The organism is Pseudomonas sp. ADPe, assembly GCF_014843515.1.
Lineage (GTDB): Bacteria > Pseudomonadota > Gammaproteobacteria > Pseudomonadales > Pseudomonadaceae > Pseudomonas > Pseudomonas citronellolis.
Map to the genome: position 1 here is coordinate 4,697,520 of NZ_CP062122.1, position 25,231 is coordinate 4,722,750.

Annotated in this window: 24 protein-coding genes; 14 read left to right on the top strand and 10 right to left on the bottom strand. The window is 69.0% G+C overall.

The window, feature by feature from the left end:
* Positions 1–11 precede the first annotated feature (11 nt).
* The 3 genes from IG194_RS21345 to IG194_RS21355 form a co-directional block, all read right to left on the bottom strand.
* Complete coding sequence (locus IG194_RS21345; protein WP_058488675.1) at positions 12–824, bottom strand: response regulator; 813 nt, start codon at positions 822–824, stop codon at positions 12–14.
* A 41-nt stretch (positions 825–865) separates the two neighbouring features.
* Positions 866–1,324, bottom strand: a complete 459-nt coding sequence (locus tag IG194_RS21350; protein WP_009618285.1) for a two-component system response regulator — start codon at positions 1,322–1,324, stop codon at positions 866–868.
* A 169-nt stretch (positions 1,325–1,493) separates the two neighbouring features.
* Positions 1,494–1,682, bottom strand: a complete 189-nt coding sequence (locus IG194_RS21355; RefSeq protein ID WP_043272457.1) for a Flp family type IVb pilin — start codon at positions 1,680–1,682, stop codon at positions 1,494–1,496.
* Between the two features lie 203 nt (positions 1,683–1,885).
* Here IG194_RS21355 and cpaB point away from each other — a divergent pair, with 203 nt between their 5' ends.
* The 11 genes from cpaB to IG194_RS21410 are packed head-to-tail and all read left to right on the top strand — an operon-like array spanning position 1,886 to position 14,586.
* Positions 1,886–2,803: a Flp pilus assembly protein CpaB gene (gene cpaB / locus IG194_RS21360; RefSeq protein WP_058488676.1), complete on the top strand. Its 918-nt coding sequence runs from the start codon at positions 1,886–1,888 to the stop codon at positions 2,801–2,803.
* Between the two features lie 35 nt (positions 2,804–2,838).
* Positions 2,839–4,107, top strand: a complete 1,269-nt coding sequence (locus tag IG194_RS21365; protein WP_082996193.1) for a type II and III secretion system protein family protein — start codon at positions 2,839–2,841, stop codon at positions 4,105–4,107.
* Entirely contained in the window at positions 4,107–5,351 is a 1,245-nt protein-coding gene (tadZ, locus tag IG194_RS21370) for a type 4b pilus Flp biogenesis protein TadZ (RefSeq protein ID WP_058488678.1), read from the top strand. Before IG194_RS21365 ends, tadZ begins: the two co-directional genes overlap by 1 nt.
* Positions 5,348–6,589, top strand: a complete 1,242-nt coding sequence (gene tadA, locus IG194_RS21375) for a type 4b pilus Flp biogenesis ATPase TadA (RefSeq protein WP_009618290.1) — start codon at positions 5,348–5,350, stop codon at positions 6,587–6,589. Before tadZ ends, tadA begins: the two co-directional genes overlap by 4 nt.
* Positions 6,586–7,482: a type II secretion system F family protein gene (locus IG194_RS21380; protein WP_058488679.1), complete on the top strand. Its 897-nt coding sequence runs from the start codon at positions 6,586–6,588 to the stop codon at positions 7,480–7,482. The genes tadA and IG194_RS21380 overlap by 4 nt, the downstream gene beginning before the upstream one ends.
* Before the next feature lie 9 nt (positions 7,483–7,491).
* On the top strand, positions 7,492–8,403 hold the full coding sequence (locus IG194_RS21385; protein ID WP_058488680.1) for a type II secretion system F family protein: 912 nt from the start codon (positions 7,492–7,494) through the stop codon (positions 8,401–8,403).
* The gene (locus IG194_RS21390) at positions 8,403–9,209 is read left to right on the top strand and encodes a hypothetical protein (RefSeq protein WP_058488681.1); all 807 of its coding nucleotides are present in this window, start codon (positions 8,403–8,405) and stop codon (positions 9,207–9,209) included. The genes IG194_RS21385 and IG194_RS21390 overlap by 1 nt, the downstream gene beginning before the upstream one ends.
* Positions 9,210–9,269: 60 nt before the next feature.
* On the top strand, positions 9,270–9,551 hold the full coding sequence (locus IG194_RS21395; RefSeq protein ID WP_058488682.1) for a DUF3613 domain-containing protein: 282 nt from the start codon (positions 9,270–9,272) through the stop codon (positions 9,549–9,551).
* 23 nt (positions 9,552–9,574) lie between these two features.
* Positions 9,575–11,323, top strand: a complete 1,749-nt coding sequence (locus IG194_RS21400; protein WP_058488683.1) for a pilus assembly protein TadG-related protein — start codon at positions 9,575–9,577, stop codon at positions 11,321–11,323.
* A 45-nt stretch (positions 11,324–11,368) separates the two neighbouring features.
* Complete coding sequence (locus tag IG194_RS21405; RefSeq protein WP_058488684.1) at positions 11,369–11,827, top strand: TadE/TadG family type IV pilus assembly protein; 459 nt, start codon at positions 11,369–11,371, stop codon at positions 11,825–11,827.
* A gap of 8 nt (positions 11,828–11,835) precedes the next feature.
* Positions 11,836–14,586, top strand: a complete 2,751-nt coding sequence (locus IG194_RS21410) for a PAS domain-containing sensor histidine kinase (RefSeq protein WP_009618309.1) — start codon at positions 11,836–11,838, stop codon at positions 14,584–14,586.
* Between the two features lie 374 nt (positions 14,587–14,960).
* On the opposite strand, the gene IG194_RS21415 is transcribed toward IG194_RS21410, so the two are convergent.
* Entirely contained in the window at positions 14,961–15,149 is a 189-nt protein-coding gene (locus IG194_RS21415) for a hypothetical protein (RefSeq protein ID WP_009618311.1), read from the bottom strand.
* Positions 15,150–15,383: 234 nt separating this feature from the next.
* Positions 15,384–15,929 carry a TetR/AcrR family transcriptional regulator gene (locus IG194_RS21420; RefSeq protein ID WP_058488685.1) on the bottom strand — a complete coding sequence of 182 codons (546 nt, stop codon included), beginning with the start codon at positions 15,927–15,929 and terminating at the stop codon, positions 15,384–15,386.
* A 459-nt stretch (positions 15,930–16,388) separates the two neighbouring features.
* Here IG194_RS21420 and IG194_RS21425 point away from each other — a divergent pair, with 459 nt between their 5' ends.
* A complete protein-coding gene (locus IG194_RS21425) occupies positions 16,389–17,399 on the top strand; it encodes an MASE2 domain-containing protein (RefSeq protein ID WP_160329405.1) in 1,011 nt (336 codons plus the stop codon).
* Between the two features lie 422 nt (positions 17,400–17,821).
* Here IG194_RS21425 and IG194_RS21430 read toward each other — a convergent pair whose 3' ends face one another.
* Both IG194_RS21430 and IG194_RS21435 read right to left on the bottom strand, forming a co-directional pair.
* On the bottom strand, positions 17,822–18,871 hold the full coding sequence (locus IG194_RS21430) for an RNA methyltransferase (protein ID WP_058488687.1): 1,050 nt from the start codon (positions 18,869–18,871) through the stop codon (positions 17,822–17,824).
* Between the two features lie 110 nt (positions 18,872–18,981).
* Positions 18,982–19,266 carry a type II toxin-antitoxin system prevent-host-death family antitoxin gene (locus tag IG194_RS21435; protein ID WP_009618323.1) on the bottom strand — a complete coding sequence of 95 codons (285 nt, stop codon included), beginning with the start codon at positions 19,264–19,266 and terminating at the stop codon, positions 18,982–18,984.
* A 395-nt stretch (positions 19,267–19,661) separates the two neighbouring features.
* Here IG194_RS21435 and IG194_RS21440 point away from each other — a divergent pair, with 395 nt between their 5' ends.
* Entirely contained in the window at positions 19,662–20,156 is a 495-nt protein-coding gene (locus IG194_RS21440; protein WP_043272468.1) for a Bro-N domain-containing protein, read from the top strand.
* Between the two features lie 136 nt (positions 20,157–20,292).
* On the top strand, positions 20,293–20,853 hold the full coding sequence (locus IG194_RS21445; protein WP_058488689.1) for a DUF6436 domain-containing protein: 561 nt from the start codon (positions 20,293–20,295) through the stop codon (positions 20,851–20,853).
* Between the two features lie 323 nt (positions 20,854–21,176).
* Here the strand turns inward: IG194_RS21445 and IG194_RS21450 are convergent, their stop codons facing one another.
* The 3 genes from IG194_RS21450 to IG194_RS21460 form a co-directional block, all read right to left on the bottom strand.
* Positions 21,177–22,511 carry a TldD/PmbA family protein gene (locus IG194_RS21450; RefSeq protein WP_058488690.1) on the bottom strand — a complete coding sequence of 445 codons (1,335 nt, stop codon included), beginning with the start codon at positions 22,509–22,511 and terminating at the stop codon, positions 21,177–21,179.
* Positions 22,511–23,947: a TldD/PmbA family protein gene (locus IG194_RS21455; protein ID WP_058488691.1), complete on the bottom strand. Its 1,437-nt coding sequence runs from the start codon at positions 23,945–23,947 to the stop codon at positions 22,511–22,513. The genes IG194_RS21450 and IG194_RS21455 overlap by 1 nt, the downstream gene beginning before the upstream one ends.
* A gap of 384 nt (positions 23,948–24,331) precedes the next feature.
* On the bottom strand, positions 24,332–25,225 hold the full coding sequence (locus IG194_RS21460) for an alpha/beta hydrolase (protein WP_058488692.1): 894 nt from the start codon (positions 25,223–25,225) through the stop codon (positions 24,332–24,334).
* Positions 25,226–25,231: the final 6 nt, after the last annotated feature.

Sequence of the window (25,231 nt, forward strand, 5' to 3'; positions counted from 1 at the left end):
TAAGCGGGCGCCTACAGGTCGTGGTTCGCCTTGCGCCTGGGCGATGACTTGAGCGCCAGCTGCGTGCGGTTGCTCAGCCCGGTGAGGCGCAGCGACTGGGAGACGTAGAGCTTCACCGTATGCTCGCTGATGCCCAGCTTGCAGGCGATCTGGTAGTTGCTCAGGCCCTTGCCGATCAGCCTGACCACGTCGAGCTGGCGCAGGGAGAGCTTGGCGAAGAAGGGGTTGGCCAACTGGTCTTCCGGCGTGTTCAACAGGGCCTCGTCGTCCTTCGAGGGCTCGCCCCTGGCGGGCCTGGACGAGGTGCTGGCGTAGTTGATGGCCTTCTTCGCATCGCTGGCCAGGGACTTCAGGCTCTCGGTCAGCACGTCCAGGCGCGACTCCGCGCGGATGACCCGCTGCCGGTCGCGGGCCCGTTCCTCCAGCTTTTCGGCCAGCTTCTCCAGCGCGGCCAGCAGGTGCTCGGGGTTCAGCGGCTTGGCGAGGAAGTCGCAGAAGCCGCTGCGCAGCACGTCGATCAGTTCGTCCTTGCCGGCCCGCCCGCTGATGGTGATGGCCTCGAACAACCGCTCGCTGCCGGCCAGCGCCTGCATGCGCTCCAGCACCCGCGGGCCCTGGCTGTCCTGCAGGTCGAAGTCGAGGATCAGCATGTCGATGCCGGGGTTGGCCTGGAACAGCGCCAGGGCCTGTTCCGCGGTGTGCGCGCCCAGGCAGGGGTAGCCGGCGCAGTCCAGCAGGTCGACGACCTCTTCGACGATGTCGGGCTCGTCGTCGAGGATGAGTGCCTGGTGCCCGTGCAGGTTCGCTTTTCTTGTCGTAGCCACTGTGTTCAGACCTTGTTGCGCAGGCGCCGGGCCCCGGCGGTTCAGCTGGATTGCGTGAGGTTCCGCGAGCGCAGTTCCAGGTATTCGCTCAGGTCCTGGAGCCTGTCGCGCTCCAGCTTCCTGCGCATGTGCGACCTGATCCGGCTGACGAAGGTGCGGGGCTCCACCGGCTTGGGGATGAAATCGGCCGCGCCCAGCTCGAAGCCTTCCAGCTCGGCTTCGGTGGTGTCCTCGCCGGTGAGGAAGATGATGGTGATGTCGCGGGTGCGCGCGTCGGACTTGATCGCTTCGCACAACTGATGCCCGTTCATGCCCGGCATGCCCAGGTCGGCGATGACGATGTCCGGCAGGGGCGTTTCCTCCAGCGTGCCGAGGGCTTCGTGGCCGGAACCCGCGGTTTTTATATTGAAGAGACTTTCGAACAACTCCGCCGTCGAGGCCAGTGCGTCCGGGTCGTCGTCAACGAGCAATATCAGCGGAAGTTCCGATCGGGTCAGCATCGCTTTTACCGAAGTTCTGCGGAGAGTGGTATTCGCCTGTTTCCTTTTGCATTTCCGCTGGGCAGGTCTTATTGATTGAACCTGCCCAGTGCGCGCGCGGATATTCATGAATTTGCCCCACTTCGATTGCGGATATGAAGTGGGGCGGTGCTATTGCCGCGGCGGGAAATCAGAGCGAGTTGGTGATCTTCTCGAAGACCGAGACCAGCTTGGGACCTAGCAGCTTCAAGGTGGCGATGATGGCCACGGAGATCAGCCCGGCGATGACCGCGTACTCGATCGCGGTGGCCCCTTCCTTGTCCTTGGCGAATGCCTTCATGGAAGAGACGAGTTTCTGGATTTTCAACTTGAAGTTCATGGTGCCTCCGTTGCGGGTATATCTTCCGATTTTTTTATGGGGAGTAACTTTTTACAACTAGTAGGAAGGGCCTAGTAGCTTTTGGTCGTTTTATTTATCGGGGCGCCAAGGTAGCTTGCCGGCCTTCTCGCGAGATCGACGAGTCTGCTTTCGATACTCGCTTCCCGAATGTGCTTTCCGCTGGCTGCAACGAAATAATCATCATGAAAAGTAAATTGTTGATGGCGTTTGCCGGGCTTCTGTTACTGGGGGCGGTGGTGGTCGGTTACCTGGGGTTGTCCATCGGCAGGCCCGAGGCGCCGGTGGTCGCCAGCGAACCCGTTCCTGCCGTGCTCCCCACCGACCCGGACAAGCTGCAGCGCACCCCCGTGGTGGTGGTCACCCGCGACCTGCCGGCGCTGGCGCTGCTGGGCAAGGACGACCTGCGCCTGGAATACCTGCAGACCGCGCCGGCGGGCAGCTACCCCAAGGTCGAGGCCTTGCTCGGCCAGCGCGTGTGGGTGCCGGTGGCGGCCGGCAGCATCCTTTCCGGCGCCGTGCTCGAACCCGGCGGCCCGCTGGCGCGGACCATCCGCGCGGACGAGCGGGCCATGGCCATCGCCGTGGACGACGTGGTCGGCGGCGGCGGCTTCGTGCTGCCGGGCGACTACGTCGACGTGGTGCTCTACGTCGCCGACCAGCAGGGCATCCAGCGCGACGTCCGCGCCCAGCTGGTGCTGCCGGGCGTGCGCGTCCTCACCTATGGCGAGCAGATCGCCGTGGCCGGCGACGGCCAGGCGCGCAACCCCGGCGACGGTCAGGACAAGGAACGCAAGGTGGCGCGCACCGCGGTGCTGGCGGTGCCGGCGAACGCCACCGCGCGGCTGATGCTGGCCAGCCAGGCCGGCTCGTTGCGCCTGGCGGTGCGCAGCAAGGACGAGAAGCTCTACGAGAAAGAGCAGCAGGGCAGCTACCAGCACACCGCCCTGAGCGCCGCGAACACCGAGTCCATCACCCTGGAGCAACTGCTCGGCCGCCGCCAGCCGGTGGCCGCGGCGGCTCCGCGCAGCCCGGCCCGGCCGCGGGCCGCTGCGGGCGTGACGGTCTACCGCGGCGGCACGGTCGCGCACGAGGCGCCTTGAATCAGCCCCTGAAGCAGGGAGAGGGAGTAGTTAGGATGGCTTGCAATATGGGATACCGGCGTCCGGCTGGTGGGGTGGGCGTTTGCCTCGCGGGCGTCATGGCATGGGCGCTGCTGGGTTCGGCGCAGGCCGCGCCCAAGGCCTGCGAAGGGCTGGCGCAACTGCCGCAGAAGCTGGTGCTGGCGCTGCAGCAGGGCGCCCAGCAGGACCAGCAGCTGCCGCTGCCGATCAAGCGCCTGGCCATTGGCGACCCGCAGATCGCCGACGTGCAGCTGCTGGACAAGCGCAATTTCCTGGTCACCGGCAAGGCCCAGGGCGAGACCAGCCTGCTGGTCTGGACCGGCTGCCCGGGCGACCCGCTGCGGGCCCAGGTGCAGGTGGCCGGGCGTTCGATCCGCGACGTGGGCGCGACCAGCGACGCCGTCGCCGCCGCCAACCTGGCCAGCCAGGTGCAGACCGACATCCGCTTCGTCGAGGTCAGCCGCAGCAAGCTCAAGCAGGCCAGCACCTCGCTGGTGCGGCGTGGCTCCAACCTGTTCATGCTCGGCGCGCCGGGCAGCCTGAGCGGCATCAGCGTGGGCTCCGACGGCGGCGTGACGGGCAACTTCGGCACCAGCGACAGCGGCTTCAATGTCATCTGGGGCGGCGGCAGCAGCAAGGTGCTGGGCTTCCTCAACATGCTCGAAGGCAGCGGCTTCGCCTACACCCTGGCGCGCCCCAGCTTGGTGGCCACCAGCGGGCAGAGCGCGTCCTTCCTGGCCGGCGGCGAGTTCCCCATCCCGGTGCCCAACGGCGATAACAACAACATCACCATCGAGTATAAGGAATACGGCGTGCGCCTGACCCTGACGCCGACGGTGATGTCCACCGGGCGCATTGCCCTGAAGGTGGCGCCGGAGGTCAGCGAGCTGGACTTCTCCGCCGGCATCCAGACCAACGGCATCGCGGTGCCGGCGCTCAACGTGCGGCGTACCGACACCAGCGTGATCCTCGCCGACGGCGAGAGCTTCGTGATCAGCGGCCTGATCAGCAGCAACACGGTGAGCAACGTCGACAAGTTCCCCGGCCTGGGCAACCTGCCGGTGCTGGGCGCGTTCTTCCGCTCCTCGCAGCTGGACAAGGACGACCGCGAACTGCTGATGGTGGTCACCCCGCACCTGGTCCAGCCGCTGGCGGCCAATACCGCGCTGCCCAAGCTGCCCGGCGAGGGCCTGCGCAACTACGACCCCGGCTTCGGCGAGTTCTACTTCCTGGAGAACGGCCAGTACGACGGCCGCGCTTCGGCCAGCGGGATGTCCCAGTGATGGCCGGCGATCCGCTGGGCCGCAGTGGCAGCCGCGTGCCCGCCGCGCAAAGCCGCAACGCCGCCCAGACCTTCGTCGCGCTGACCCAGCACGCCGGCGAGCTGGAATGGCTGCAGAGCAGCCTGGCCAGCGCCGGCCAGGTGGTCGCCGCCACCAGCGGCACCCTGGAGGAGCTGCTGGCGCTGCTGGAAGTGACCGGCGCCGGCGTGCTCTTCATCAGCCTGAACAAGGCCAACCTGATGGTCCACGGCGCCCTGATCGAGGGCCTGGTGTCGGCGCGGCCGATGCTGGCGGTGGTGGCCGTGGGCGATGGCCTGGACAACCAATTGGTGCTGGCGGCCATGCGCGCCGGCGCCCGCGACTTCGTCACCTACGGCGCCCGCGCCAGCGAACTGGGCGGGTTGGTCCGGCGCCTGGGCGGACGCCTGCCCAGCGTGCCGGTGAGCGCCGTGCAGCAGGGCGAACTGTTCGCCCTGGCCAGCGCCCGGCCGGACGCCGATGGCGCCTTCGTCGCCCTGCACCTGGCGTTGGCGTTGCAAGCCCAGGAGGGCAACCGGGTGCTGCTGGTGGACATCGGCCAGCCGGCCGGCGAAGCCCTGGCCATCCTCGGTATGGACGCGCCCTTCACCTTCGCCGACGCCATGCGCAACCTGCGCCGCCTCGACCAGACGCTGATCGACAGCGCCTTCAGCCGCCACGACTCCGGCCTGCGCCTGCTCAGCCTGACCGACGAGCCCGGGGTGCTGGAGCGCATGACCACCGCCGAGCTGTACCTGCTGCTGGGCAACCTGCGCACGGCCTTCAGCCACGTGCTGATCAACTTCACCGCCATGCCCGAAGGCGAGCTCGCCCGCCAGTTGCTGCAGCAGGCCAGCCGCGTGCTGTGGCTGGTGGACCAGAGCGTGCCCTCGTGCAAGAAGGGCCTGGAAAGCCTGCGCCGCCTGCGCGAGAACAGCCAGGCGCTGCCGCGCATCGAACTGCTGGTGGAGCGCTACCTGCCCGCGGTGCCGCCGGACGAGCAGGCCCTGGGCCGCATGTTCGGCCTGGAACTCTTCGGCGTGCTGCCGGCCTCGGCCGAGGCGCGCCTGCGGGCGAAGAACCTCGGGCGCAGCCTGTTCGAGGTGGCCCCGCGCGACCCCCTGGCGCTGAAGCTGCGCGCCCTGGCCGAGCCGCTCGGCGCGCTGGGCGGCCAGGCGCGGCGGCGCTTCCCCTGGTTCGGCCGCTTCCGGGGCGCGCGTCCATGAGCTACGCCAGCAGCCTCGGCGCGCACGAGCAGGAAATGCAGCTGCTGAAGATGCGCCTGCACCGCTACATCATCGACGAGATCGACGAAGACGGCGTGAACCTGCTGGAAGGCGCGCGCCCGGCGGTGGCCCAGTACGTCGCCGAGAAGGTCGGCGAATACGCCGCGCGGCGCCAGCTGGCGATCTCCCGCTACGAGCTGGATCGCCTGGCCGAGGAAGTGGTGGACGAGCTGACCGGCTTCGGCCCGCTGGAAGTGCTGCTGCGCGACCCGGACATCAGCGAAATCCTGGTCAACGGCCCCGACCGCGTCTTCATCGAACAGCGCGGCCGCCTGTACCAGAGCGACCTGCGCTTCATCGACGACCACCACGTGTACCGCGTCATCCAGCGCATCCTGGCGCCCCTGGGGCGGCGCCTGGACGAATCCAGCCCGATGGTCGACGCGCGCCTGCCCGACGGCAGCCGGGTCAACGCCATCATCCCGCCGGTGGCCCTGGACGGCCCGTGCATCTCCATCCGCAAGTTCAGCAAGGAGCTGCTGCAGAGCGCCGACCTGCTGGCCTACCAGAGCGTCGACGAAGCGCTGCTGGGGTTCCTCCGCCAGGCCGTGGAGAACCGCTGCAACATCCTCATCAGCGGCGGCACCGGCACCGGCAAGACCACGCTGCTCAACGTGCTGAGCGGCTTCATCGACGCGCGCGAGCGCATCGTCACCATCGAGGACACCGCCGAGCTGCAGCTGGGCCATGACCACGTGGTGCGCCTGGAGACGCGCCCGCCGAACGCCGAGGGCTACGGCGAGGTGACCGCCCGCGACCTGATCCGCAACGCCCTGCGCATGCGCCCGGACCGCATCATCCTCGGCGAGATCCGCGGGGTGGAAGTGCTGGACGTGCTGCAGGCGATGAACACCGGCCACGACGGCTCGATGAGCACGGTGCACGCCAACTCGGCGATGGATTCGCTGCTGCGCATGGAAATGCTGGTGGGCCTGGCCGGGCACAAGCTGCCCGAGCAGACGCTGCGGCAGATGATCTGCGCGGCGCTGGACATCGTGGTGCAGATCACCCGCCAGGCCAACGGCCGGCGCTGCATCAGCGAAGTGCTGGAAGTGCTGGAGGTGCGCGACGGCATCTACGTCACCAACTCGCTGTTCAGCCTGGACCGGCGCGCCAGCGGCAGGTTCGTGCGCACCGGCGTGCCGTCGGGGCTGAAGCTGCGCCAGGTGGCGGCATGAGCGCCGGGGCGCTGTTGCTGGCGGTGGCCAGCCTAGCGCTGGTGGGCCTGGCCGTGCTGCTGCTCGGCCTGGGCCTGCGCGCACGCAACAACGAACAGGTGGTGCGCCGCCTGGTGCCCGGCCAGGCCCTGGGCGACCTCGCCGCGGCGCGGCCGCGCACCCAGCATTGGCTGGTGCGGCGCATGCGCCGCGCCGGCATCGTGCAGATGCGCCCCTGGCTGGTCGGGGCGGGGCTGGCGATGCTGGCGCTGGCCGTGCCGGGCTGGCGCCTGTTGAACGTATTCGGCGTGCTGCTGGCCGTGCCGCTGGTGCTGCTGCTGTTCAACGGCCTGCTCGGCCTGCTGTACCAGCGCCGCCTGCAGAAGATGATCCGGCAGATGCCGGCATTCCTCGACCAGGTGGTGCGCAGCCTGCAGGCCGGGCGCACCCTGGGCGACGCCATCGAGCAGGCGGTGGTGGCGGCCGACGACCCGCTGCGCTCGATCTTCGCCCGCGCCAGCAGCCACGTGCAGCTGGGCATCAGCCTGCCCGAGGCGCTGCAGGACATCGCCGAACTCTACGACGTGGAGGAGCTGCACATCCTCGCCCTGGGCGTGACGGTGAACTACCGCTACGGCGGCAACACCACGGACCTGCTGGACAACATCATCAAGGTCATCCACGAGCGCGAGAAGATCGGCCGCCAGCTGCGCGCCATGACCGGCGAGACGCGCTTCAGCGCCCTGGTGCTGGCGGTGCTGCCGCTGGGCCTGGGCATGTACATCCTGGCCAGCAACCCCGGCTACCTGATGGCCATGTGGAGCGACGGCTTCGGCCGCACGCTGCTGCTGACCTCGCTGGGGCTGCAGGCGGTCGGCTGCGTCACGCTGTGGCGCATGCTCAAGAGCGTGTAGGAGACGGACATGGACGCAACCTGGTACGTACTCCTGGCCCTGCTGCTGTTCGGCGCGGCGCTGGCCCTGCTGGTGTCGCAGAGCCGCGCGGCCAACCGCGAGCAGCACCTGATCGAACAACGCCTGGGCGCCGCCGCGCAGGGCGGCGAGGACACCGCGCGCTGGGGCGCCCGGGCCATCGAACGGCTCGGCGACGGCCCGCTGGGGCGGCGCCTGCAGCCGGGCGACCAGGAGGTGCGCGACCTGCTGGCCCGCGCCGGCTGGAACGGCAACCTGCCGCGCAGCCTGTACCAGGCCGCGCAGCTGGCCGCGCCGCTGCTGGCCTGCGCCCTGGTGGCGCTGGCCGGCCTGCTGCGCGGCGACGCCCTGGACGACCTGCTGCTGCCGCTGGCCTTCGCCGCCGGCCTCGGCTTCCTGCTGCCCAAGCGCGTGCTGGCGCACCTGGCGGACAAGCGCTGCCGGCGCCTGGCCGAGGAAGTCATCGTCTTCATCCAACTGATCCGCATCCTCTTCGACACCGGCCTGACCGTGGAACAGGCGTTGCGGGTGGTGCAACTGGAGGGCCGCAACATCGTGCCGCTGCTGACCCAGGAGCTGGACCTGGTGCTGGCCCACGCCGACAGCGGCCTGGACCTGGCCGACGAGCTGGACCAGCTGGCCAGGCGCCTGCAGGTGGCCGAGCTCGCCGACTGCTGCGGCGTGCTGCGCCAGATGCTGCGTCAGGGCGGCAGCGCGCGGGCCTCGCTGGCGACGCTCAAGGCCCTGTTCGAGGACCGCCGGCTGACCTCGCTGCAGGAACGGATCAGCAAGCTGGCGGCGAAGATGAGCCTGGTGATGATCACCCTGCTGTTCCCGGCGCTGCTGATCATCCTGGCCGGGCCGGGGTTCATGGCCATCACCAAGGCACTGGGGGGAATGTGATGAGGACGTTGTGCTTGCTGGGCCTGATCGGCCTGGCCCTGGGCGGCTGCGCCAACCTGCCGGACGACCTGCGCGGCAACCTGGCGGAGAGCTTCCCGGCACTCGGCCAGAGCTGCGGCAGCCGCCTGAGCCAGGACCAGGAACTGCAGCTGGACATGGCCCGCGGCATGTTGCGCGAGGGCCGCCTGCACGCCGCCCTGGCGCACCTGCAGACGCTGCCGGCGCAGTCGCTGGACGTGCGCGAAAGCAAGGCCGTGGCGCTGCGCCGCATCGGCAGCCCGCAGGCCAGGGCCGAGTACCAGGCCCTGCTCGGCACCTGCAAGGCCGGCGAGGCGCACCACGGCCTGGGCCAGATCGCCCTGCGCGAGGGGCGCATCGCCGAGGCCGAGCGCGAACTGCGCGTGGCGGCGCGGTTGCAGCCCACCGACCGGCTGGTGCGCAACGACCTGGGCGTGGTGCTGCTGCGCAAGGGCGACCGCGAAGGCGCGCGTTTCGAATTCCTCACCGCCCTGGAACTGGACGGCGACGACAAGCTGCCGGCCAGCAACCTGCTCAGCCTGTTGCTGCTGGAGGGCAAGACCGCCCAGGCCACGGCGCTGGCCGAGAAGGCGCGGCTGTCCGACGAGCAGGTGCGCCAGGCCCGCCAGCGCGCCGATGCGCTCAGGAGCGGCGCGCCGGCGCCGCGGGTGGCTCAGGTGGCAGCGCCGCTGCCAGCCGTGCCGGCGGCGGACGGCGCCAGCGTGGCCCAGGTCCGCGTGCAGGCGCAGCCCCTGCCGCAGCCGCTGGTGGAACAGCAGATCAGGTAATCGACGGCGGGCGCCCGGCCGCAAGGCGGCCAGGGCCCGCGATGGAAACGGAGACTAGCTATGAAACGGATCATCCTCAGCGGCCTTCTGCTGGCCGCCCCCCTGAGCCTTGGCGCCACCGAGTCGGCGCGGCCGCAAGCGGGCAGCAGCGCCCGCGACCAGTGGGAAGTCGACCACTGGCTGCAACTGCAGCGCAGCGGCCAGCAGGCCTCGGCCAACCGCCAGGCCGCCACCGCGGCCGAGCGCGACCGCGCCTACCGGCGCTACCTGGACAGCTACAGCCACCCGATCCCCGAGTACCTGCTGGACGAGAACCAGGGCTTCAACACCGGCAGGAAGTGATCCCCGACGTCAAGGAGATGTCCATGTTCGGCAAACGGCAGCGCGGCGCTATCGGTGTGCTGGCGGCAGTCACCCTGCTGTTGGTGCTGATCTGCATGGCCCTGGTGGTGGACACCGGGCGCCTGTACCTGGAGCAGCGCAAGCTGCAGCGGGTGGCAGACATGGCGGCGCTGGAGAGCGCCACCCAGAGCGGCATGTGCGCTACCCAGGCGAACGCCGACGTGCAGGCGCTGGCGATCACCAGCGCGCGGCGCAACGGCTTCCCCGACGACGGCCGGCTGGTCGCAAGCCTGGGCGATGTGGTCTTCGACGGCAGCGGCCAGCGGCGCGTATTCCGCGCCGCCAATAGCAGCTGGAACGACTCGGTGCAGGTCGTCGCCAGCCGCACGGTGCCTTCGAGCCTGGTGCTGAACGTTGCCTCGGTGTTCGGCGCCGGCACGCCCACCAGTGTCACCCTCCAGGCCCAGGCGGTAGCCCGGCGCCAGGCCATGGCCGCGCTGTCGGCGGGCAGCGGCCTGCTGCGCCTGGACAGCAGCAATTCACCTCTGCTCAACGCCTTGCTCGGCGGCCTGCTGGGCACCCGGCTGAACCTCGACCTGGTGACCTACCAGGGCATCGCCGGCGCCAACGTCAGCCTGTTGGCGCTGGGGCAGGGGCTGCAGGCGGCCAAGGTGAACCTCAACCTCGGCTCGGTGGACAGCCTACTTCAGACCGATATCAGCGTGTTGCAACTGGTCACGGCGATGGCCAATGCCGCCGATGCCTCGCAGGTAGTTGGCATCAACACCGGCCTGCTGCGCACAGCGTTGGCGAAGGTGGAGGTGCCCAGCGCACGACTGACGCTAGGCCAGATCATTTCGGTCATCGCACCAGACGCGGCGCGCAATTCGGCCCTCGGGGCGAACGTCAACCTCGGCGACCTGCTGATGGCCACCGCCATGCTGGCCAACAAGGGACATGCGCTGGAACTGCCCAACCTGAGCATCGGCATCGCCGGCGCCAAGGCCACGGTAACGCTGGAAGTGATCGAGCCGCCGCAGATCGCCATCGGCTATCCCGGCAAGGATGACAGTGGCCAGTGGCGTACCGTCGCCAAGACGGCCCAGGTGCGGCTGGGGGCGACAGTGGATGCCGACCTGCTCAACCTGGGGCTGGTGCAGGCGCATATCGGGCTGGGTGTGCGGGTGGCGCAGGGCAGCGCCGCCTTGGACAGCATCCAGTGCGGCAGCGTCGGTCACTACGGCTCGGTCACGGTGCAGGCCACGCCGGGCATTGCTTCCATCGACAAATTGGAGCTCAAGGCCCATGCCCTCAGCAACCTGCTGAACGTCGAGACCGACGTTGCCACCATTGCGGGCGTGCAGATCGCCGCTTCGCCGATACAGCTCACCTACGATATCGCCGACGCCGACGACCTGCCCAGCACCGTGCAGCGCGCCTCCACCCCCCTGGGCCAGTCGCTGGCCAGCGCGCTTGGCGAACTGGGCAAGTCACTCAAACTGAAAATCACCCTAGGCAAGGACTCGAGCTGCAGGGGTTTGCTGTCCTGCCTGCTAGGAAGCGTGTGGGACAGCCTGAACAAGGTGCTCGCTGGCATCACCGATACGCTGGAGGGGCTGGTTCAGCTACTGACCGGGGCGCTGTCCTCACTGCTGGGGGCGTTGGGCCAGGCATTGCTGGACCCCCTGCTGCAACTGCTGGGCATCCAGACCGGCACCCTCGACGTGCGCATCATCGACCTGCGCACCCCGGGCGCCCAACTCCTGATCTAGGCCACGGCCGTCGCCAGGCAACCACGACTCTACCCGGGGGAACCCATGCAGCAGAAACACCCGAGCCGCCAGCGCGGCGCCGTGACCATCGAGTTCGCCGCCGCCTTCATCCTGTTCTTCACCGTGATGTACGGCGTGCTGGCGTACGGCATCCCCATGCTGGTGCTGCAGTCGTTCAACGACGCCGCGGCCGCCGGCGCGCGGGTGGCGCTGTCGGTGAACGACTCGCTGGGCTCGCAGCAGTACCAGGCGGCCCTGCAGGACACCGTGTCCCAGGCCGTGTCGAGCCGCCTGGGCTGGATGCCGAGCCGCTGGTACACCGGCTGCAGCGGCGGCAAGTACGTGGCCGCGCCGGTGGCCGAGGGCCGCTACACGCGCATCACCGTCTGCGTGCGCTACCCCGCTGATGCCACCCCGCTGGTGCCGGTGCTGACACTGCCGGGCATTGGCCCGGTGCCGCGGTTGCCCGCGGTGCTGCAGGCCCAGGCCAGCCTGCTGCTGTGAGGTCGACGATGCGAGGCCTGTTCCGTGGCCAGTCCAACGACAAGGCCGCCCCGGTACCCGGTGGCGATGCGCTGATGCAAGAGACACAGAGCGGCCTGGACGAGCCGTTCTGGCAATGGAGCCAGGCGCACTGGGACCTGTGCATCGAGCTGGATGCCGAGGACCGCGTGTGCCGCCTGGGCGGGCGCCGCGCCCGCTGCCTGGCGCAGCCGACACATGCCGATGCGGCGCGCCTGGGCGACTACCTGGAGCGCAGGTCCCGGCCCGCCGGGGCGCCGCTGGAATTGCGCCAGGGCCGCCAGGCGGACCTGGCCCTGCGCAGCCTCGACCAGCAGCCGCTGGTCTTCCGCGTGCAGGTCAGCCCGCTGGCCGGCCGCGGCTGCCTGCTGCTGGGCACCGACATCTCCGACCTGAACTGGCAGAGCGACCGGGAAAAGTCGCAGATGCAGTGCTTCAACGTGATCAAGCAGTTGCTCTCCCGGCTCAGCCACGTCGCCCTGGCCGAGCTGCCGGGCGCGCTGGGCGAAGTGCTGGAGGTCATGGCCAACAGCTTCGCGCTGCAATCCATGGCGCTGGTCCTGGCGGAGCCGGGCGGCGGCGGGCGGGTGTTCGCCTGCTACGTCCGCCCCGGCGCCCACAGCCTGCTGCGCGAAGGCCTGGCCCTGCCGGATTGCGGGCTCGCCGCCCTGGCCGACAGCACCCTGCTCGGCGCCGGCGGGCCCGGCTCGGCCTTGCTCAAGCAACTGTGCTGCGAACGCCTGCGGGTGGTGCCGGCGACGCCGCAGGGCGGGCAGGGCGCCTGGCTGATCGGCGAACCGGACGGCCTCGACGAAGGCCGCGCGGGACTGTCGCCCGGCGACTGGCAGTGCCTGGCCGAACAACTGGCGCTGCAGGTCTTCGGCCGCCTCGAACGCAAGCGCCTGCGCAATGCCCTGCACCGGCTGAACCTGCTGGAGAGCAGGGTGCAGGGCGGCTACTGGCGCTACGACGCGGCGCGCGAAGGCTTCGAGTTCTCCGCCGCGGTGGCGGCCATCCTGGAATTGCCCGAGGGGCAGACGCGGCTGTCGCGGGAGGAACTGCTGCAGCGGCTGCATCCCGCCGATGCCGACGAACTGCTGATACGCCTGCGCCAACTGGGCCCCGGCGGGGAGCTGGCGCAGGACCTGCGCCTCTGCCCGGATTCCTGGACCCGCATCCGCCGCTGGCTGCACCTGCAGGGGCGCTGGCAGGGCGGCAGCGAGCACGGTTTCCTCGACGGCGTGCTGCTCGACGTCAGCGAGGCCCGCCAGCAGGCGCAGCAGGCCGAGGCCACCCATGCGCGCCTGCGCAACCTGATCGACAAGGCGCCGGTGGTGATCTACGTGCAGCGCGTGGAAGACGGCCAGCTGATTCCGGAGTTCTACAGCGAAAGCGCCGGCAACCTGCTGGGCCTGGACCTGCAGGCGAACAGCTGGCAGGCCCTGGCCGAGCGCGTGCACCCGGACGACCTGGGCAGCTTCTTCGAGCGCGGCCGCACGCTGCTGCGCGAAGGGCGCGTCAACGCCGAATACCGCCTGCGCGACGGCGCCGGGCAATGGCACTGGCTGTACGACGAGGCCAAGCTGCTGCGCGACGCCCAGGGCCTGCCGCGGGAAGTGGTGGGCCTGTGGCTGGACGTGACCGAGCGGCACCAGGCCGCGCAGCGCATCGCCGAGAGCGAGGAGCGCTACCGGATGCTGGTGGAGGATTCGCCGGCGCTGATCTGCCGCTATTCGGCCAGCCTGGTGCTGACCTTCGTCAACCACACCTTCGCCAGCTTCCTCGGCGAGCCGGTGGAGGCCCTGCTGGGGCGGCGCCTGGACTACTGGCTGTCCGAGCGCGATTGCAGCGCCCTGCGCGCCCGCCTGGTCGAAGGGGCCGGCGGTGGCGTCGAGGAATCCTGGGAGCTGCGCTTCAACCTGCCCGGGCGCGAGTGCCGCTGGCTGATCTGGAGCGACCGCCTGCTGTTCGACGACCAGGGCCGGCTGCGCGAAGTCCAGGCGGTCGCCCGCGACAACACCTCGGTGCGCCATTCCCAGCAACAGCTCGCCCAGGGCGCCAAGATGGCCGCCCTGGGGCAGATGGTCAGCGGCATGGCCCACGAGATGAAGCAGCCCCTGCACGTCATGCGCCTGGCGCTGTTCAACGCCTGGCAGCGCCTGGACGACCCGCAGTACCTGGGCGAGAAGCTCAAGCGGGTGGATGCCCAGGTCGACCGGCTGACCCGCGTGGTCAACCACATGGGGGTGTTCAGCCGCAAGTCCGACCTGGACATGGCCCCGTTCGATCCCCAGGCCTGCTGCGAGGCGGTGGTGCTGCTGCTGGGCGAGAGCATGACCCAGCAGGGCATCACCCTGGAGCTGGAGGCGCCCCAGGCGCGGCCGAAGGTCATGGGCTTCGCCGACCAGTTGGAACAGGTGCTGGTGAACCTGCTGGCCAACGCCCGCGACGCCTTGCTGGAAAAGCGCGAGGGCGACAGGTGGATCCGCCTGGGCCAGCACCCTTGCGCCGAGCCCGGGTGGCTGGAACTGCACGTGTGCGACAGCGCCGGGGGCATCGAGCCGGCACTGCTGGAACGCATCTTCGAACCCTTCTTCACCACCAAGCCGGTGGGGCAGGGCACCGGGCTGGGCCTGTCGGTGAGCCACGACCTGATCCGCAACATGGGCGGCAGCCTGTGCGTGAGCAACGCCGAAACGGGGGCGCTATTCGTCATCCGCCTGCCCCTGGCGGAAGGCTGAAAGTTCCGGGGTGATGATTGCCGGCGAAGAAGTTCGCCGGTTTTTTCTTGCGATGTAGAAATAGATTCCGATGTTGGGCAAAGTTGCCCCCGGGGCATACTTTGTTTTTCATCATTCGAAGAACGATTGATTGCGACGATGATATAGCGAGGGCATTGATATGCTGTTGGCGATTCTTGCTGGCGTGCTTGTTGTTATTGTCCTTGAGTTTCTCCGCGTATTGAGAAACTCCGCCCGTAGGCGGCGCAATCCTGAAGACGAATGAGGTAGAAAAGGCGGGAGGCTGTCCCTGCAACGGGGCGGCCAGGTGTTGCTCAGGGGCGCGCGGCTAGGAACGTAGCGGCTGCGCGAAGGGGGCGAGGTTGCGCGCCGGGCTAGCCGGCCCGGGCCCTGGAGAAGCGGATCTTCTGCCAGCTGACCTCGCTTCTGAAGTCACCGGTATCACCCAGCAGCCTGAAGCGCATGCTGCGGTACAGGGCGGTGGGGAAGCTGCAACCTATTCTTCTGAGATGACCATACATCCAGAGCAGACCGGAGTCCTCGTATTGAACTTTCGCTTGCATGGCATTCCTTGAATGAAGGATGAGTCGTTCTTCTGGTTTTGCATAGGGCTCGACTTTTGAATTATGGAAGTGGGTGGATGAATTGGATATATCCACATGGAACTAGTTGCTTCGTCTAGTTATTGAGTAGGCGCGACTTTCCCGGGGTTATCCCGGTGGGATATCGGCGTGGGTTCTCGGGCGGCGGGTGTACTACGCAAAGGGAAGGCCTGCGCCTCCCCGGTCACCGGGCGTTCATTCCCCTGGCGGGAGCAGCGTGTCGATCTCGCGGAAGATCGCCTGCCATTCCGCCTCGCTCATCTCCATCAGGCCGAAGGAGCGCAGCAGGAAGGCGCCCTTGGCGGCGAGGAAGGCCAGGCGGGCGTTGCGGCTGCGCTCGTCGTCGCCGCCGTCCTGGATCAGCAGGGGGCGGTACCAGTCGCTGGAGCGCTGGCGCAGCTCCTCGCGGCTGAGCATCGCCGCCAGCACCGCCGCGGCGCGCTTGCCCAGGGCCTCGTCGCTGGCGGCCAGCAGTTGCACATGGGCGCGCAGGTTGTCGAGCGGTTCCGCTTCGTCTGGGGCGTTGTCGCGCACAGCCACCTCGAACTCCGCCTTCCATCGGTTGAACATGGCCTCGATCAGCCCATCCTTGGTGCCGAAGCAGGATTGCACGCCACCCTTGCTGATCCCGGCGGCCTTGGCCACCTCGCCAATGGACAGCGCCGCAACGCCTTCGCGCATGACCAGGCCTTCGGCGGCATCCAGGACCTTGCCTCTATCAATGACGGGGCGCTTACTCATCAGGCCTCTTCTGCATTAGAATACGTTCGTATTTTAAGGTTGGCCAGCCGTGCGGCCGCCCGTGCTCGTCCTGCTTTGCTGCGCCTGGCAGCCAGGGGACGGCACGGCCCTTCTCGATTCGCAGCAGCCGCTGGAGCTGCGCGCTTGCGGTAATGGCCAGGGACCCTGTCCGGCAGGGAGGCGGTGGCTTCCATTCCTGATCGATTCGTCAACGCTTGCCACCCGCCTGGCGAGGGGCAAGTCATCACTGTTCATGGCAATGGCGTTTTTTTGACATTGCCGGTCTTGCGGGTGAACGTCGCCGCTATGTGGACGGAAGGCTGACGCTTTCACCCAATGGGGAAGCATAACGCGCCCAGCGGGAAAGGCACGTCAGACATGCTGGCAATTTACAGGCGCCATTGCCGATGCCGCCTGTCGACCCTCCGCCGAAGGCCGTCTCTGGATTGATGTATGGAAATGGAAAGCAGTACTTGCGCCGGTATCGCCTTCGCCAGGCGCATCCACGCGCCACGCAGCCTGGGCTGCGGTCTCAGCTTCGTGTTCATCGCGGTGCTCACCTATCCCGGGCACCCCGCGCTCTGGGCCTGGATGCTGGTCAACGGCTTCCTCTGGCCGGGCCTGGCCCGCTTCATCGCCGTGCGCGCCGCCGAGCCCTACCGGGCCGAACTGCGCAACCTGCTGCTGGATTCGCTGTTCGCCGGCGGCTGGGTGGCGCTCATGCACTTCAGCCTGCTGCCCTCGGCGCTGCTGCTGTCGATGGTCACCATGCACAACGTGGCGGCCAACGGCCCCGGCTTCATGCTCAAGGGCCTGCTGGCCAACGCGGCGGGCATCCTGGCGATGGGCTTGCTGACCGGCTACCAGGTGGACCTGGAGACGCCCGGGCGGGTGATCTGGGCCTGCCTGCCGATGCTGTTCTTCTACCCGCTGGCGGTGGGCTGGACCAGCTACAGCCTGGCGCGCCGCCTGCACGCCCAGCGCCGCGCCTTCTCCCTGGTGGACTGCTTCGACCAGCAGTTGCTGCTGTCCTACGACGTCTGGCTGCACCGCCTGGCCCAGGAATTCGGCCGCTGCCGGCGCGGCGGGCCGCGGGCGACCCTGGCGCTGATCCGCATCGACGACCACGCCCGCCTGCGCCTGCGCTACGGCAACCTCACCGCCGAAGCCCTCAGCGTGCGCCTGGGCCACCTGATCAAGGCCGAGGTGCGCAACACCGACCACGTCAGCCGCAAGCACCCGGACGAATACCTGGTGCTGTTCCGCCAGACCCACGCCGCTGGCGCCCGGGCCTGCGTCGAGCGCATCGCCCAACTGTTCGGCAACTTCGACGAAGCCTCGCTGCCGCCGCTCTCGCTGAGCATGGGCCTGGCCGACTACTCGACCGACTTCGCCAGCGAACACGACTGGATCGAACACGCCCGCCAGGCCCTGGCGCCGTGCGCCGCCGCCGAGGACGCAGCCCCGTAGGAGCGGGCCCTGCCCGCGAAATCGCGCGCAGGGCGCGCTCCTACAGGGGAATGGCGCGGGTGGGGCCGCGCGGATCCCTTCCGCGAACCGCGCCGGTGGTTCCGGTTATCGCGGATAAGATCCGCTACGGGGGAGGAATACCGTGCTCCCCAGCAACCTGTAGGAGCGGGCCCTGCCCGCGATTTCGCGCGCAGGGCGCGCTCCTACAGGGGAATGGCGCGGGTGGGGCCGCGCGGATCCCATCCGCGAACCGCGCCGGTGGTTCCGGCCATCGCGGACAAGGTCCGCTCCTACGGGTAACTCTGGATTCGCCATTCGCTCCGAACGGCCCCCTCTCCCTTCAGGGAGAGGGTTGGGGAGAGGGCGCTCTTACCCCCAACACCACAGTCACCGGGAAACTCCCTTCGCGAGCAAGCTCGCTCCTACGAAGAGCGCCTCGGCGCGATGCTCAGCCGGCTGGTATCCACCAACTCCACCACCCGCGCCCGCAACTGCCCGCAACCACCCTCTACATCCTGCCCGGCGCTGTTGCGCACCTTGGTCAGCACCCCCCGACTGTGCAGGTAGCGCACGATCTCGACGATGCGCTCGCCGTCCGGGCGCTGGTAGGCGTCGCCTTCCAGGGCGTTGAAGGGGATCAGGTTGAGCACCGCGAACTTGCCCCTGAGCAGGCGCAGGATGCCATCCAGCTCATCCTTGCCATCGTTCACGCCCTTGAGCAGCGTCCACTGGTACTGGATGGGGTAGCCGACCTGGCGGGCGTAGGCTTCGCCCAGCTCCACCAGTTCGTCCGGGGTGAGCTTCGGCGCCTTGGGCAGCAGGTGTTCGCGCAGGTCCGCGCGGGTGGTGTGCAGCGACAGGGCCAGGGCCGGTTTCACCCGCTGTTGCGGCAGGCGCTCGAACACCCGCGGGTCGCCCACCGTGGAGAACACCAGGTGCTTGTGGCCTATGCCGCCGTCGCTGCCGAGGATGTCGATGGCCTCCAGCACGTTGTCGAGGTTGTGCGCCGGCTCGCCCATGCCCATGAACACCACCTTCTTCACCCGCCGCAGGCGCCGCGCCAGCACAACCTGGGCGACCATCTCGGCGGCGCTGACCTGGCGCAAAAGGCCGCTGCGGCCGGTCATGCAGAAGCGGCAGCCCACCGCGCAGCCGACCTGGCTGGACACGCACAACCCATCGCGCGGCAGCAGCACGCTCTCCACCATCTGCCCGTCGGCCAGACTCACCAGCAGGCGCTCGGAGCCGTCGCCGGCGGGGTGGCGAGAATGCAGGCGCGCCAGACCTTCCAGCTGCGCGGCCAGCTCCGGCACGGCGTTGCGCACCGCCAGCGGCAGGAAGTCCTCGCTGGCCTGGCGCTTGGTCCCGGCGTCCAGCGCCCGGCCCTGCAGCCAGGCACGCAGCATCCGCCCGCGATGGCGGGGCAGGGCGCCGAGGTCGGCGAGGCGTTGGTCGAAATCGGTCAGGCGCATGGGGCGCGCATGCTAACACCGGCACGGGGTGTGGCGAAGGTGGGGCGACGGATGCCGGTACTCCATGGGAGCACCGGCGCTCGCCCATGTGGCGGCGCCTGAAGAGGTGTTCAGCGGTCGCTGAAGCTTTCCACGAGATCCTCATGGCGGATCGCCTGGCCCGGTTCGAAACCGGCCAGGCGATCATGGGCGAGGTTCTCCAGGCGCAGGTCGTACAACTCATCGAGCAGGGCCTGGTAGGACTCGACGTCCAGGATGACCGCCATGGGAATCCTGCCCCTGACGACTACCAGTTTCTCGTGCTTTCGCGCCGCGACTTCCCGCAGCCTGGCGTCGAGCGTTCTTTTCAACTGGGTGAGCGAAACGGCGCGTGCCGTATGTTGGCGTGTGTTCATGGTGGTGCTCCCGATAGGCGAAGGCTGGACGATGGTTGAGCGGGCCCGCTCGGGCCATGCCCCGAACAGCGTTTCGGAGGCTTCCCACATGGCTATCCGTTACGGGCTTACATCGTGCCTCTCTATCCTCCGCCAGCCACGGCCGATCCGTGGCCGGGTTTGACGACCCGTGGAACAGGCGCGATCGCGCCGATGGCGTATGCGAAAACGGCGTAGCGTTTTTTGCAGGCCCCCGTGCGCAGTTCGATCCATCTGCCACGCTTCATGGCGGATCGCGCGGGGAGGCCTTCGGGCCTGCCGGTACCTGTTCCCGGTTCGTCAACCCCGCGCGGTCCGCCTCCCTTCGTTTGACGACGTAGCGGTGGACTCCCCCTCTCTGAACAGGAGTTCCCAGCATGCATGATGCCTATACCGCCACCACCTTCCTCCGCCACAACCGTCCCCTGCGCGGCCTGCTGATCGATGACCAACCCTGGTTCGTCGCCCACGACCTGGCGCGGCTGCTCGGGCTGCATCATCCACAGGCGCTGGCGCGGCGGCTGGATGCGCACGAAGCGCGCTCGGTGCTGTTGTGCGCGGCCTCCGGCGCCGAGGAGTGGCTGGAGGTGGTCAACGAAGCCGCGCTGTACAAGGCGTTGATCCGCTTCGGTCACCCGGAGAACCGAGCCCTGGGGCGTTGGCTGGGCGAGCAGGTGATTCCGCTGCTGCGCGACCAGGGCCGCGTCGATCCGCAACGGCCCCGGCGGGTGCTGATGAGCTGGCGCTCGCAACGGGTGACGCTGCTGGACTGGCAGGGTGAGCTATGGGTGCCGCTGCAGCAATTGCCCACCTTCAGCCCTTGCAGCGGCGAAGGAAGTGGCTGGCTGGGGCGCCTGCGAGCTTCGCTCTAGCCTGCGTATGCGAACGGGGCCGCCTGGTTTTGTCGTCATCCGGCAGGCTGCGGCCGCAGCCTGCCGGTCAGGAAAGGCTTGCCCTGGCGGCTGGACGTGGCAAGCTAGCGGCCCTCCCGTCCACCCCTTCCGCATCATGTCGCTCAATCGCAAAGTCGTTCTCGCGGGCGTGCTCATCGTGGCCTGGCTCGGCATCCTGTTCGCCGCCTTCTGGTCGTTCCACGGCCGCTACCTGCGCAGTTATCCCGATACCACCCAGCTGTTCGATGGCCAGGCGCTGCAACTGCCGGCGCAACTGGCCGGCCCGGGGCACATCCGCGTGGTGCATTTCTGGGACCCGGAATGCCCGTGCAACGTCGCCAACCAGCAGCATCTGGCCTCGCTGATCAAGCGTTTCGAACCCCAGGGCGTGGATTTCTACGCCTACCGCAAGCCCGGCACCCAGGGCCGCCTGGCCAGCGAGCTGTGGGGCCTGAAGCCGCTGCCGGAATTCCCCTCGCCGCCGCCCATCGCCGCCAGCCCCTCGGTGGCGGTGTGGGACCGCGACGGCAAGCTGGCCTACTTCGGTCCCTACAGCGAAGGCGCCACCTGTACTTCGGCCAACAGCTTCATCGAGCCGGTGATCCAGGCGCTGGTCGAAGGCCGCCAGGTGAAGTCCCCCAGCACCCTCGCCACCGGCTGCTACTGCGACTGGTAACGGCGTTGGGCGTGACGTAGGGCGAATAACCGTTCGCGGTTATCCGCCGATACACCGAGGCCACAGCCAACGCCCAGGCCAACCCCGGAGCCGCCGGGGACCAAGGCCAAACGGCGGATAACGCCGTAGGCGTTATGCGCCCTACGCCAGCCCTGACCGTGACGTAGGGCGGATAACCGTTCGCGGTTATCCGCCGTTTGACCTTGGCCCCAGGGCGCGCCGGATTCGAACCCGAAGCTCCCGTTTCCGAGCGCTCCAGGCTTGACCAGGAGGCCAGCGTCGAAATGGGTGTAACGGCGTACAACCGCGAGCGGTTGTACGCCCTACAGCGTCAGCGTGAAACGCTCCACCAGCGCGCCTGGCAGCAACTGGGTGGCCGCGCTGCGGCGTCCGTAGGTGTTGGTGTCGATGCGCAGCGAGCGTTCGCGGGTCAGCGCCTGCAGGTGTTCGCCGAGCAGGCTGTAGAGGCTGTTGTCGAAGCGCATGCTGGCCAGGGGCGCGACTATCCGGCCGTCTTCCACCCAGAAGCTGGCGAAGCGCGTCATGCCGGTGATGCGCGCGGCGGCCAGGTCCGAGTAGTTCAGGTACCAGAGGTTGCCGATGTACAGGCCGGTGCCCAGGCGCGCCAGTACTTCGTCCTCGGGCAGTTCGCCGGCGGCCATGACCAGGGACTGCGGCGTCTCGTGGCTGTTGGCGCCGTAGGCGGGCAGGTTGAACTCCTTCGCCGAGCGCGGGCTGACCAGTTGGCCGACCATGCGCCCGCCTTCGATCAGCGCCTGGTCGCGGCGCAGGAAGCCGTCGCTGTCGAACAGCGGTTCCAGGCCGGCGCTGGCCGCTTCCTCCAGGCTGACCTGCGGCGACAGGCTGGCATGGCCCAGGTGCAGCGACAGCAGCGGGCTCTGGCGGGTGGCCAGTTCGCGGGCGGAGAAGCCGCCCCAGCACAGCAGCGAGATGATTTCCTCCAGCGCCGCCGGCGCCAGGTAGGCGCGGTAGGCGCCGGGTTGCAGCGTGCGCCGCGGGCGTTGCAGGTAGTCCAACTGCTCGCGGGCGCGGGCGAAGGCCTGGCCCAGGGCGGCGGCGTCCCAGTCGCGCGCGGCGTAGGTGGTCTTCACCGCCTCGCCGTTGCTGGCGAACAGGCTCCAGTCCAGGCTGGCGCTGCCGGCGGCGTGCCAGCCGAAGCTGCCGCGGGTGTTGGCGAAGCCGCGGTACAGTGGGCCGCCGGCGTAGATGCCGACCAGGTCCAGGCTTTGCGCCTGGGCGTCCACCTGGTCGATCACTTCGCGGACTTCCGGCAAGCGGCCGGGGGCTTCCTGGATGCGGGTCCAGGGCTCGTCCTCCAGCAGCAGGTACGGGTCTTCCGGGACCACTTCCAGGGTGCCGCGCAGTTGTTCCAGGCCTTGCTGCAGGCGCTGGCGGTCTTCCTCCGCGCCGCCGGTCAGGCTCAGCTCCAGACTGGCGTGGCGGGCGCCGCGGATCAGCCGCAGCTGCGCCTCGATCTGCAGCACGCGGGTGGCCTGGCGCACTTGGGCGTGGTTGAAGCGCACGAAGTCGGAGTCCTCGGCGGCGAGCCACAGGCTGAATTCCTCGTCGCCGCGCAGCCGGCCCTTGAGCCAGTCGGCGAGTTCGCGCAGGTGGTCGGGGGACAGTCGCAGTTGCATCAGGCCTGCCCTCCGAACACGGTGACGTCCTTGAACACGCAGGCCGGCGAGGCGTGGCCGACGGTGATCGCCTGGTTGGGCTCGCCCTTGCCGCAGTTGGCGGTGCCTAGCACGCTGAAGGTGGAGGCGTCGCCCACCGCGCCCAGGCTGCGCCAGAATTGCGCGGAGATGCCGCGGTAGTTGGGGTTGCGCACCACGCCGGCGAGTTCGCCGTTTTCGATCAGCTGGCCCCATTCGCAGCCGAACTGGAACTTGTTGCGCGCGTCGTCGATGGACCAGGAGCGGTTGGTGGCCATGAGGATGCCTTTCTCGATGCCGCCGATCAGTTGCGCCAGGCTCTGGTCGCCGGGCTCGACGTTGAGGTTGGCCATGCGGTCGATGGGCGCGCGGTTCCAGCTGCTGGCGCGGCTGTTGGCCACCCCGGCGAGCTGGCTGCGGGCCTGGGACAGGGCGCCGCCCAGGGGGCGCTGGAGGATGCCTTCGGCGATCAGCAGCTGGCGCTCGGCGGGGGTGCCTTCGTCGTCGTAGGCGTAGCTGGCCAGTTCGTCGGGCACGTCCGGGGCGAAGCTGACGTTGAGCAGCGGCGAGCCGTACTGGTAATGGCCGAACATGTCCGGCGTGACGAAGCTGGTGCCGGCGTAGTTGCGCTCGTCGCCGAGGATGCGGTCCAGCTCCAGCGGGTGGCCGATGGATTCGTGGATCTGCAGGATCATCTGGTCGGGCATCAGCAGCAGGTCGCGGGTGCCTTCCGGGGTGTTGGGCGCCAGCAGCAGTTGCAGGGCCTCGTCGGCGACGCGCGCGGCGGCGCCAGCGAAGCCGCTGTGCAGCACCACTTCGGCGCCGCCCTGGCGCGCCACGTCGAAGGTGCGCGTCTGGCTCTGGCGGCCGTCGAAGGCGGTCACCGAGAGCCAGGGGTAGAGGCGCTGGGTCTCGTGCAGCAGGTCGCTGCCGTGGCGGTCGAGGTACAGCTGCCGTTCGCGCACCACGCGCAGGCTGGCGCTCCAGTCGACGATGCGTTCCTCGCGCGGCACCGCGGCGCATTCCGCGCGCAGCAGGTCCAGCCATTGCGCCAGGTCCGGCAGCGGGATGTCGAGGTTCGGGCTGCTGCGCCGCTGGCGGCCGAGGTCGGCGCCGGCCTGGGCCGGGCGCGGCAGGGCGTGGGCGGCGATGCCGGCGGCGAGCTGGCGGGCGCGTTCGAAGGCCTGGCGCAGGCCCTGTTCGCTCAGGTCGCTGGTGGCAGCGAAGGCTTCCACGCCATCGACCTCGGCGCAGAGCATGGCGCCCTGGTCGAGGCCGTGGCGCACCGGGTCGGGCTGGTCGCGGGTCACGCCGCAGTCGAGGCTGTGCCGCTGCACCAGGCGCAGGGAGCGGAAGGCCGGGTCGTGGCGCAGGGTGGAAACGAAGTGGCGCAGGGCCGCATGCAGGCTGTCGGGCATCCGGGGGCTTCCTGGGGAGGGGCGAACCTTGGATTGTGCTCCTGCCGCAAACTTCATTGCCAGTGTGAAAAAGGGGGAGGGGCGGAGGGGATGGCTTTGGTTTTTCGGCTTTTTGGCTTTTTGGCTTTTCGTAGGAGCGAGCTTGCTCGCGAAGGGTGTCTCCCGGTGGCTGCGGTGTATTGGGTTGACTCCGTTCCCTCTCCCCAACCCTCTCCCTGAAGGGAGAGGGGGCTGTCCTCTGCGGGCTGGAGGTTAGGCGCCATCCTTGTACATCGTCATTTTCGCGAACGGTTGTACGCCCTGCATCACCGGGTGGACCTGGCGTAGGGCGAATAACCGTTCGCGGTTATCCGCCGTTTGACCGTGCTCCCCGGCGCGCCTCGGTTACGGGTAATGCTCCAGCAGATAACGCAGCGACGCCGGCAACATGGGCCCATGCCCCAGGCCGTCGAAGCGCTGGTACTGCACCTGCAGGCCCGGCACCTTGGCCAGGTCGGCGCTGAGTTCGCGGGCCGGGCGTTCGGCGTCGCCTTTCAGCGGGCCGCGCGGGTTGCCCGGTTCGTCGCCGCCGCGCATCAGCAGCAGGCGCGGGCGGCTTTCGCCCAGGCGTTGTTGCAGGCCGGCGGCTTCGCGGACGATGGCGCCGTCGTGCCACCACAGCGAGGGGCTGGCGGCGGCGTAGGTGTTGAACTCGCCGGGGCGGGTGAACAGGGCGTGGAGCACGGCCAGGCCGCCGTAGGAGTGGCCCCAGAGGGTCTGCCGGCTGGCGTCGATGGGGGCGACGGCGGCGACCATGGGGCGCATGCGTTGGCGCAGCAGGTCGAGGAAGGCGTCGATGCCGCCGCTGGGCTGGCCGGTCAGCGGGTCGAGTTGCCTGGCTTCGCCGGGCAGCGGCGGGGTGTAGTCGTAGGTGCGGGCGTTGCGTTCGATGCGCTGCTCGGTCTGGTAGCCGACCGCGACCAGCAGCGGCGCCTGGCCGCTGGCGAGCTTGTCCAGGCTGGCGGCATCGAGCGCGCCGAGGGCGGCGTTGCCGTCGAGCATCCACAGCACCGGGTAGCCGGCGGCGGGCGCCGGGCGTTCGGGCTTGCCGACCCACAGGCGGTAGTGGCGCTGGCCGTCGGCGGAGTCGAGTTCCAGCTGGGTGAAGCGGTAGGCCAGGTCCTGGCGTTGCAGCAAGGTGGTGTCCATCTTCTGGTCCGGCGCCGGTTGCGCCAGGGCCGCCGGGGCCGGCGCGGCCAGTGCCAGCGCCAGGACCAGGGGCAGGGTGGTGGTTTTCATCAGGCG